General features: G+C 44.4%; 9 protein-coding genes, 1 tRNA gene and 1 pseudogene. 6 read left to right on the top strand and 5 right to left on the bottom strand.

Annotated elements, in window-relative coordinates; translation table 11 throughout:
• Nucleotides 1-96: 96 nt before the first annotated feature.
• Entirely contained in the window at nt 97-1,113 is a 1,017-nt protein-coding gene (locus LDL18_RS07825; RefSeq protein WP_014500752.1) for an SDR family oxidoreductase, read from the top strand.
• Between the two features lie 65 nt (nt 1,114-1,178).
• Here LDL18_RS07825 and LDL18_RS07820 read toward each other — a convergent pair whose 3' ends face one another.
• On the bottom strand, nt 1,179-1,994 hold the full coding sequence (locus LDL18_RS07820) for a pyrroline-5-carboxylate reductase (RefSeq protein ID WP_296508433.1): 816 nt from the start codon (nt 1,992-1,994) through the stop codon (nt 1,179-1,181).
• Nucleotides 1,995-2,196: 202 nt separating this feature from the next.
• Between LDL18_RS07820 and LDL18_RS07815 the strand changes: the two genes are divergently transcribed.
• Together LDL18_RS07815 and LDL18_RS07810 are read left to right on the top strand one after the other, a co-directional pair.
• A complete protein-coding gene (locus tag LDL18_RS07815) occupies nt 2,197-3,339 on the top strand; it encodes a M20 peptidase aminoacylase family protein (RefSeq protein ID WP_296508431.1) in 1,143 nt (380 codons plus the stop codon).
• 29 nt (nt 3,340-3,368) lie between these two features.
• Complete coding sequence (locus LDL18_RS07810; protein WP_296508429.1) at nt 3,369-3,851, top strand: L-2-amino-thiazoline-4-carboxylic acid hydrolase; 483 nt, start codon at nt 3,369-3,371, stop codon at nt 3,849-3,851.
• A 38-nt stretch (nt 3,852-3,889) separates the two neighbouring features.
• Here the strand turns inward: LDL18_RS07810 and cls are convergent, their stop codons facing one another.
• Complete coding sequence (gene cls / locus LDL18_RS07805; protein ID WP_296508427.1) at nt 3,890-5,308, bottom strand: cardiolipin synthase; 1,419 nt, start codon at nt 5,306-5,308, stop codon at nt 3,890-3,892.
• A 64-nt stretch (nt 5,309-5,372) separates the two neighbouring features.
• Nucleotides 5,373-5,759, bottom strand: coding sequence for a hypothetical protein (locus tag LDL18_RS07800; protein ID WP_296508425.1), 387 nt, complete (start codon nt 5,757-5,759; stop codon nt 5,373-5,375).
• A gap of 340 nt (nt 5,760-6,099) precedes the next feature.
• Here LDL18_RS07800 and LDL18_RS07795 point away from each other — a divergent pair, with 340 nt between their 5' ends.
• Complete coding sequence (locus LDL18_RS07795; RefSeq protein WP_296508423.1) at nt 6,100-6,855, top strand: SDR family oxidoreductase; 756 nt, start codon at nt 6,100-6,102, stop codon at nt 6,853-6,855.
• Nucleotides 6,856-6,926: 71 nt separating this feature from the next.
• Here the strand turns inward: LDL18_RS07795 and LDL18_RS07790 are convergent, their stop codons facing one another.
• Nucleotides 6,927-7,175, bottom strand: coding sequence for a WGR domain-containing protein (locus tag LDL18_RS07790; protein WP_296508421.1), 249 nt, complete (start codon nt 7,173-7,175; stop codon nt 6,927-6,929).
• Nucleotides 7,176-7,368: 193 nt separating this feature from the next.
• Nucleotides 7,369-7,445 (bottom strand) — tRNA-Pro (locus LDL18_RS07785).
• 340 nt (nt 7,446-7,785) lie between these two features.
• Here LDL18_RS07785 and LDL18_RS07780 point away from each other — a divergent pair.
• Together LDL18_RS07780 and LDL18_RS07775 are read left to right on the top strand one after the other, a co-directional pair.
• Nucleotides 7,786-8,283, top strand: coding sequence for a dihydrofolate reductase (locus LDL18_RS07780; protein ID WP_296508420.1), 498 nt, complete (start codon nt 7,786-7,788; stop codon nt 8,281-8,283).
• 338 nt (nt 8,284-8,621) lie between these two features.
• A pseudogene (locus tag LDL18_RS07775) lies at nt 8,622-8,809 on the top strand (bifunctional riboflavin kinase/FMN adenylyltransferase); the annotation flags it as partial.

The following is an 8,809-nucleotide window of genomic DNA, read 5'->3' as shown; positions in this document are numbered from 1 at the left end:
AGACAGAATGCCGGTTTCTGGCGGCTTTCGGCCTAACAAGACTTTTACGACCTGTATTTTCTGAAAATTTTTCAGAAAAAGAAGGAGCGATATCTGATGGCCAATAAATCCAATATTTCCGAAGGACGACGTAACATGATGGCGGTTCTCGCGACAGCGGGACTGGTATCAGGATTGGATGGAGTGGCTTCTGCTGCCAATCGGGATAAAGAACCGGCAGTGACAGGGGGGAAAACATTTTATGATCCCCGTGATGCCTATCCGCGAGCGCCTTTTGCCGGTCAAGATCAGCCTTGGCCTGGTCTAGCCAGTAAAATGGTGCCGCGCCCCGATCATGGTGAAAAGAGCTACCGCGGTTCCGGCAAATTACAAGGTCGGAAGGCTCTGATTACAGGCGGAGATTCCGGCATCGGTCGGGCAACAGCGATTGCCTATGCTCGTGAAGGTGCCGATATTGTTATCAATTATTTGCCGCAAGAAGAGCCGGATGCCCGCGAAGTTGTCGCCTTGTTACAAGGAGAAGGCCATAAAGTTTTTGCCTTACCCGGTGATTTGAGAAATGAAAATTTCTGTGTCCAGCTAGTGCAGGAAGCATCCAAGCGTTTGGGCGGCCTAGATATTTTGGCGAATATTGCCGGACATCAGCATTATAATGAATCTATCCTAACGCTCTCGACGGCTGATTTTGATGATACCTTGAAAACCAATGTCTATGCGATGTTTTGGCTGTGCAAGGAAGCCTTGAAAATCATGCCTGCCGGTTCGGCCATTGTGAATACCAGCTCAACGCAGGGCTATCGTCCTTCGGCAATTTTATTGGATTATGCCACCAGTAAAGCGGCCATTGCCAATTTTACTCGCGCTTTAGCCATTCAACTGGCACCTAGAGGTATTCGAGTGAATGCCGTGGCACCGGGGCCTTTTTGGACACCGCTTCAGGTATCGGGTGGACAGCCTGCTTCTGCTTATAGTCAATTTGGTGCCAATACGCCGGTCAAACGTCCCGGTCAGCCCGTTGAAATCGCACCAGTTTATGTCTTTTTGGCTTGTGCCGAAAATAGCTATGTGACGGGTGAAGTCTATGGCGAAACCGGATGCGCCCAGATTTTTTAAAGAAAAATTCTTTTCCGAAAAGGCTGTAATAAGATGCCGTCTTTTCGGAAAAGAGAAATCTATCGCTAGTCTTTTTTCTGGCCGAGTTCAGTCGTTCTTTTGACAGCGGCAAGGACGCTTTTTTGTAGACCTGCGGTGAAGTCGCTTTGGTTTAAGGCGAAGAGGCTATTCATGCCAACGCCCGCAGGTGAGTTATTGATGTCCAGTAATTGGCGCGGATGCTTGCCTGATATTTCCAGCATTTTTACCGAGCCTACCAGATTTTCCATCGTGGTTTTCCACGCAATATCACGAGGCAGTCCAGCCAGCACACCGGCATCAACCAAGGCTTCGATAAAATAATAGACATAATTGGGCCCGCAGACACCAAAACCCGTAAAAATGTCGATCAGGCTTTCTTCCAAGAAGAGGCATTTCCCAAAACCGGAAACAAATTTTTCGGTTAGAGCTTTGTCTGCCTGATTGTTGACGACCACCCCGCTATAGCCCAATCCGGTGTCGGTGAGTGTATTCGGGATAATTCTTGCGATAGCTCTTTCTTTGCCCAGTAGGTCTTCAAATTGGGTAAGGGTGACACCCGCGACAATTGAAACAATCAAGGCCTTTTCTTTGGCATTTTTAGCAATATCGGCTGTCACCGCTTTCAGGTCGTCTTGTGGTCTGACCCCGATAACAACAATGTCGGCTTTTGGGAGGGTCTCAATATTTTTTTTCGCCTTGGCAAAAGCCGTGATGCCATAATTGTCATGCAGTTCTTTTTCCCGTTCCGGCCGGATGTCATAGGCGGTGATGTCACTGGCGGAAGCGGTTTTATGCTTGATAATAGCTCGGATCATGGCTTCGGACATTTGGCCGCTGCCGATGAAATGAATATGGCTCATGACGTTTACTCTTCTGTTGCCAAGAATATCGCGAAGAAACTGTGATCGTAACCCAGTTTGACATTCTGATCATATGCCCTGTTTATTTTATTGCAAAAAACTATTTCTTTTATGGTCGAAAGCAGTCGGTCTTTATAGAATAGCCTTTTAGAACCGAGATTCTTTTGGTTTGTCGGGTTTGTTTCAGATTGTGAGGTCAAGAATGAATTTGGAAGAAAAGCTGATCTCTTTACGTCGGGAATTACATCAGCATCCCGAATTGTCAGGCGAAGAATTCCAGACAACTCAAAAATTGACCGCATGGCTGAAAGAAGCCGGTATTCGTATTTTGCCTTATGATTTAAAAACAGGGGTTGTTGCCGAAATTGGTCACGGTGCGCCTGTTATTGCATTGCGGGCGGATATTGATGCTTTGCCGATAGAAGAAAATTCCGAGGCAGTTTGTCCTTCTTTGGAAAAGGGAAAAATGCATGCTTGTGGGCATGATTTCCATGCCACTGTTTTGTTGGGTGCTGCCCTTCTTTTAAAACAGAATGAATCCCGTTTGGTTGGAACCGTTCGTCTATTCTTCCAGCCCGCCGAAGAGAATTATTCCGGTGCTTTGCAATTGATTAAAGCCGGTGTTCTAAAAGATGTTGATGTCGTTTTCGGTTTTCATAACGCCCCCAAAATGCCGGTGGGTGAGTTTGGAACCTGTCACGGCGCGATTATGGCCAATGTTGATCGTTTTGAAATCAATCTGGCAGGGGTGGGGGCGCATGCTGCTTATCCCGAAAATGGCACGGATGTGATTGTGGCAGCCTCCGAAATTATCAACAGTCTGCAAACGATTGTGAGCCGGAATATCTCTAGTCATGATTCTGCTATTGTTAGTGTGACCCGCATCAATGCAGGAAGCGGCTGGAATATTTTGCCTGAAAAAGCCGAGCTGGAAGGCACGGTTCGGACTTTTGATGCCTCGATCAGAAAAGAAATTCAGCGCCGGATGAGAGACCTTGTTTATTATCTTGCCAAAGCGATGGATGTCGGGGCGCAATTCCTGTGGCATGAAGGCCCTCCGGCGGTCATCAATACGCCTTATTGGTCTGACTTTTCGGCAAAAATAGCCCACCAATTCGGCTATGTGACCCATAATGTTACCCCACAGAATGGTGGCGAGGATTTTGCCCATTATCTGCATCATCGCCCCGGTGTCTTTTTTCATATTGGCACGGGTAGTCCGCAATCGCTCCATCATCCCGGTTTTAATATTGATGAGAAGGCCATTTTGCCGGCGGCTGAATATTATGCTTTGTTAGCCGAGGAAGCCTTGAAAGACCTGAAAAGCACACAAGCCTCGGCTTGATAAGGGAGAGAAAAGAAGGAGCGTCTTTTATGTCCCAAAGTGAAATGGGTATTTTGAAACGGCGGCGGATTGAAGCTGAAATTATCAAGCCGATTTATGATGCTATGTCGCGTCATTTCGGAAAAGAAAAAGCGCAGGCTGTTTTAAAAGAAGCGATTGCAGCAGATGCCATTCGTGCCGGAAAAGAGATGGCCGCAAAGCAGCAAGATAAAGGCGGGGCAACGCTTAGAAATTTTGCGGCGATGCAATATCTTTGGGAACAGGATGATGCTTTGAAAGTCGATATATTGGCAAGCGATCATCAGCATTTGGACTATAATGTCACCCGATGCCGCTATGCAGAAATGTATCGAGAAATGGGATTAGGGGAGATTGGCTCAATTCTGTCTTGCACGAGGGATGCTTCTTTTATGGAAGGTTATAATCCCGATATCGAAATGAGCCGAAGCCAGACTATTATGAAGGGCGCTGATTTTTGTAATTTTCGCTATCGTTTGAAAGCGAAGGAATAGTCTGGCCTTAATATTGGCAGTTTTTGGAGTGGCGCGGTTTATAACAGCGGACTGACTAATCGCGCCAGATTTTCCATGACTTTACAATAGCAGGGGCGCAAGCGCCATGCAGCCTTGCTGACTTCATCGGCATTTTTTAGGTAATCCATTTCAATATTTTGAAGCTGGGCAATGGCTTCTTTATCGTAAATGATGAGGCTGACTTCTTCATTGAGCAAGAAAGAGCGAATATCGACATTACTGGAGCCAACCATCGCCAATTTGTTATCAACACTAATATGCTTGGCATGGAGGAGTTTGTCTCTGTAGCGATGGATATGAATGCCGGCGCTTAGCAATTCTTGATAATAGCTTTTTTGTGCCATGCTGACCAAGATTTGGTCGGCAATTTTCGAGACAATGATGTCTATCCTGACCCCGCGTAAGGCCGCCGTTTTTAGAGCTGCTAGTAAATCGCTATCAGGAATAAGATAGGGGGTAACGAGCACTATCTGTTTTTTTGCGGCGTAAATACCGGTTACCAGCATAGTTTCAAAACCGGCCAAGCGGTAGTCTGCCCCGCTGGGTAACAGCTGTAAAATATGGCTGCCTTCTTTGGGTGGCACCAAATGAGGCGTGTCCCTCATTTTGTCAGGTAATGCCCCGCTTTCGAGATACCAGTTTATCGCGAAGAGCGTTTCCATTTCAAAAACAATGGGCCCTTCAACCCTGACCGTTAGTTCCTGATTAACAACACCTGGTCGCCAGTCGCGATTGATAATATTTTGTGATCCAGCATAGCCAATTTTGCCATCGATAATGAATAATTTCCGATGATTTCTCATATCCCCACGTGTCCGCCCCCTTAAAAGGCGGAACGGCAAGGCTTCCCTTGCCTCAACTCCGAGGCTTCTTAATTGCTGGATAACCTGCTTACCGGAGCGGCGTGATCCTAAGGCATCGATCAATATTTGGCAATTAACGCCTCTTTTCGCGGCGCGTCCCAAAGCAGAAATAATCTGTTGGCCGGAGCGGTCGCTGTCAAAAATATAGATAACGAGATGAACATGTTGTTCGGCTTTATCAATATCGGCGGCGAGATGATCAAAAAGCGCCTGATAATCAGAAATATAAAGCATCCGGTTACCCGATAAGGCAGGCATATGGCCAAGATTTTCAGCCAGATCGGCAGCCAAAGCCGCTTCGGCAGGGAGGGCGGCTACCGAATTTTGTAATTTTTGTCTTTGCTCTTCCAGAAAAGATTTAAGATTGGCAAAGCGTTCTGCGCGCCATGACGGGAAACGCGCCTGACCAATCATCAAATAAAGAAGCAAGCCCAGAGCCGGTTGAAAAAAAATCAGCAGCAGCCAGCTACTGGCTGCTTGTGGTGTCCGGCGCATGGGCACGATAACAAGCATCGTCAAGCGTATCAGCCATGCGACTATTTCATAAAAACTTCCAAGCGTCATTAAGGTCATTGTTGGACATCTGAACAGAAAAGAGGAAAATAATATATCATTGAAAAGAAGAGAAAGGACAAGTTTAGGGTTTTGACAGATGAGAGGATAGCCGATCTACCGACTGATCTATCAACATCGTGTTATCGGGGTAACAGTTAATAGCAGGTGCGCTTCGGCCATTTTTCCAGACAATATATTTATCTTTAATAATCAAGCTGTGACTCATATCGCCATAGCGGACGTCTTCGCTGGTTTTAACCTGTTGCAGTGTCATGGAAGATCCATGCCGGAATGTCAGTTGGACATCATGGTTAAGATCCCTGAACAGAGTATCCATGCCCAAACCATCATCACAACGGTAATAAACCCGATGATGGCTGGCCATTACCTTGCTTTCATCAGCGAGGGCGCAGCCGCCTAAAAGCAGACAGAGGCAAGTTATAAGGACTGTATTTTTTTTGATACGCATAATTTTAGAGCGCCGTTATTCGATTAAGCCATTGTTTTTTCATGGGTAGTTTACCTTTTAAAAATCAAAATAGACAAGTGTGATTATATTGTTTTTTATGCCTCTTTTTTAATATTTTGACATATTTTATTTGATCTTATTTCTATTGGATTTTTGCCTTCATCGCTTGTTTTTTATGTTTTTTATTGTTGGCATAGCGGCATGCTATTCTTGGATAGTGATATTGATTTTCAAAATTTGTTAGAGTTGTATTATTTTTTCTAAAAAATGAATCATTTTTTTTGAAACAAAAATAAATAATCTTTGTTCTAACCTTCAAAGAACACGTTAGGAGAAGATCATGCGTTTCCAAGATAAAATTGTCGTTATTACCGGCGGCGGTAATGGTATGGGAAAAGCCGCAGCAGAACGTTTTTCTTCGGAAGGGGCGACTGTTGTTCTGGCTGATTGGCAGATCAAAGATGCGGAAGAAGTTGCGGCTTCTTTGCCAAAAGATCGGGCATGGCCTTACAAAATTGATGTTTCGGATCCCGATGCCGTCAAAAAAATGATGGATGATATTGCCGCGAAATATGGCAAAATCGATGTTTTAGTAAATAATGCCGGTATTTTAATTCCCGGTAAGATCATGGATGCTTCGGTTGAAGATTGGAAAAAGATCTCATCGGTCAATATTGACGGTGTTATCTATTGTGCCAAATTCGCGATGCCTTATCTCGTGAAATCAAAGGGATGTATTGTGAATACAGCCTCGGTTTCTGGTCTGGGCGGCGATTGGGGTATGGTCTATTATTGCACCACTAAAGGTGCGGTTGTGAATTTTACCCGCGCTTTGGCTTTGGATTCAGGCGTGGAGGGTGTTCGTGTCAATTCGGTTTGCCCTTGCCTTGTTAAAACCAAAATGGCCGCTAATTGGCCGGAATCTGCCCAAGCTCAATTTAAAAATCGCGTTTCTTTGGGGCGTATTCCTGAAGCTGAAGAAATCGCGTCAGTTATGGCCTTCCTCGCCAGCGATGATGCCCGCTTTATTACGGGTGTAAATTTACCGGTTGATGGCGGTGCCACGGCATCTGATGGTCAACCGCATCTGGGATGATAACCGCGCTCTCCCTATTTCTTGGTAAGTCTGAAAATGGCGAGGCTTTGGAAACAAGGCTTTGCCATTTTTTAAGCGATTGTTTCGATTATCCTGTAGCCGTGCTGTGTTTTGGCCTGAATATATTTTTCTAGGGCGTTTTGGGCTTCTGAAAGAGAAGAAAAAGAGAGGGCTTCTCGAAAGTTATGGCGGCATTTTTGGCCGATACGTCCCCAATCTTTCTTGATGATCCAGTCGTTGAACAAGCTAGGCGATAAGTAAAGCTGATAATAGCGATACATATTTTTAGCAGGATCAATATGCTCAAGATGAACGATCATCAGCCGTAGCCCTTGATGTCTATTAGACGATCGTTTTAAAATAATAAAACAAAAGTGATTTTACAATTATAGGAAAAGAATAAAATTCTTTTTGCGCAAAGAAAGGCGCTTCAGAGCCCTATTTTTTAGACAGAAATCTGTTTGTTTTAAAGGGTTTGTATAAAGGAAAAGCGAAATTCGCTATAGAAGATAATGGTCGGGGAAAGAGGATTCGAACCTCCGGCCCCTGCCTCCCGAAGGCAGTGCTCTACCAGGCTGAGCTATTCCCCGACGATAAAGATAAACTTGAAAAGTCTATCATTGCCTGATGACGGCTCTCATATAACTTGCATGGTCGTCTGGCAAGCAGAATTATATAAAAAACAGGAAAATTTTGATTTTTTAGGGTTGGAAACAGGCAAGGGTGCGTTTTTGTCAAATTTCTATCTTTTAAAGATTGTGTTTCAAAGCCTGTGTTTTCTGAACAGTTTTTTGTAAATTTTTACGGATATGGTCAGACTGGGGCTGGCCGAGGAGTCGATATCGGCTATATCTTTGGCTTGATCGGTGGTTCCACTTGGAATTTTATCTGATTGGTTTTTGTCTTTGCTGTTTGGGTCTCTATCAATTTATGCCTTCTTTATCTGAAATAATGCTTATTTTTGCCCGTGCTCAAAATGGTGTAATTGGCAAAAATAATACTATGCCTTGGCATATTTCTGCTGATTTGAAACATTTTAAGACCTTAACCCTTGGCCATCCGATGATTATGGGGCGGCGGACTTTTGAGAGTTTGCCCGGCTTGCTGCCGAAAAGACCACACATCGTTTTAACCCATAATCATCATTGGCAGGCGGAGGGTGCCGAAGCTGTTTGTGATTTGGAAGAGGCCATCAAGACTGCTCGGAAATATAGTAGCCAGATTGCGGTGATTGGTGGAGCCAATATTTTTCAACAATTTTGGGATAAAGCGGATCGGATCGAGCTGACCGAAATTTATCGCGACTATTCTGGTGATACTTTTGTCGATTTGCCTGATATGAATCATTTTTCTTTGGTAGGACAAAAAGATTTTGCGGCAGAAGGTGAATGCCCTGCGTTTAGTTTTAAATCATTTCTAAGGAAATAAGACTACAAAAGAAGAGGGTTGTTTTATTCTTTTGGCGGAATATTGCCTTGTTATGATATAATCATGATATATTTGAGAAATATACAGATAATCTTTTGTCATCATTAAAGGCTATCTGGGTAAGACACTGGTTATAGGTAATATTGATTGCGCTATTCTTTTTTCAAAAACGCTTGGGTCGTTTTCTTATTGTAGAAAATTTATACGCTATTTTGGAAAAAGGATATTTTCGGGGCTTTTCTTTTTTTGTCACTTTGCTTATGCCTTTTTCACCTAAAGATTGCCTTTTTTCGCAGTCTTTCATGGGTAGCGCCTGTGTTTTTATGTAAATCGAGACTATGACCTGTCTTTTTAGTGACGCCCCGATACCCGATCATTTATATGGCGCTATTGTTGCGCTTGGTAATTTTGACGGCTTCCATTTAGGCCATCAGGCTGTAGTCGCAGCGGCGGTCGCCCGTGGACATGCCGAAGGTCGCCCTGTTATTGTCGCGACTTTTGATCCGCATCCTGTGCGTTTTTTCTG

It is taken from the genome of Zymomonas sp. (assembly GCF_020216885.1).
Classification (GTDB): Bacteria; Pseudomonadota; Alphaproteobacteria; order Sphingomonadales; family Sphingomonadaceae; genus Zymomonas.
This window is presented reverse-complemented; position numbering and strand designations above follow the sequence as displayed.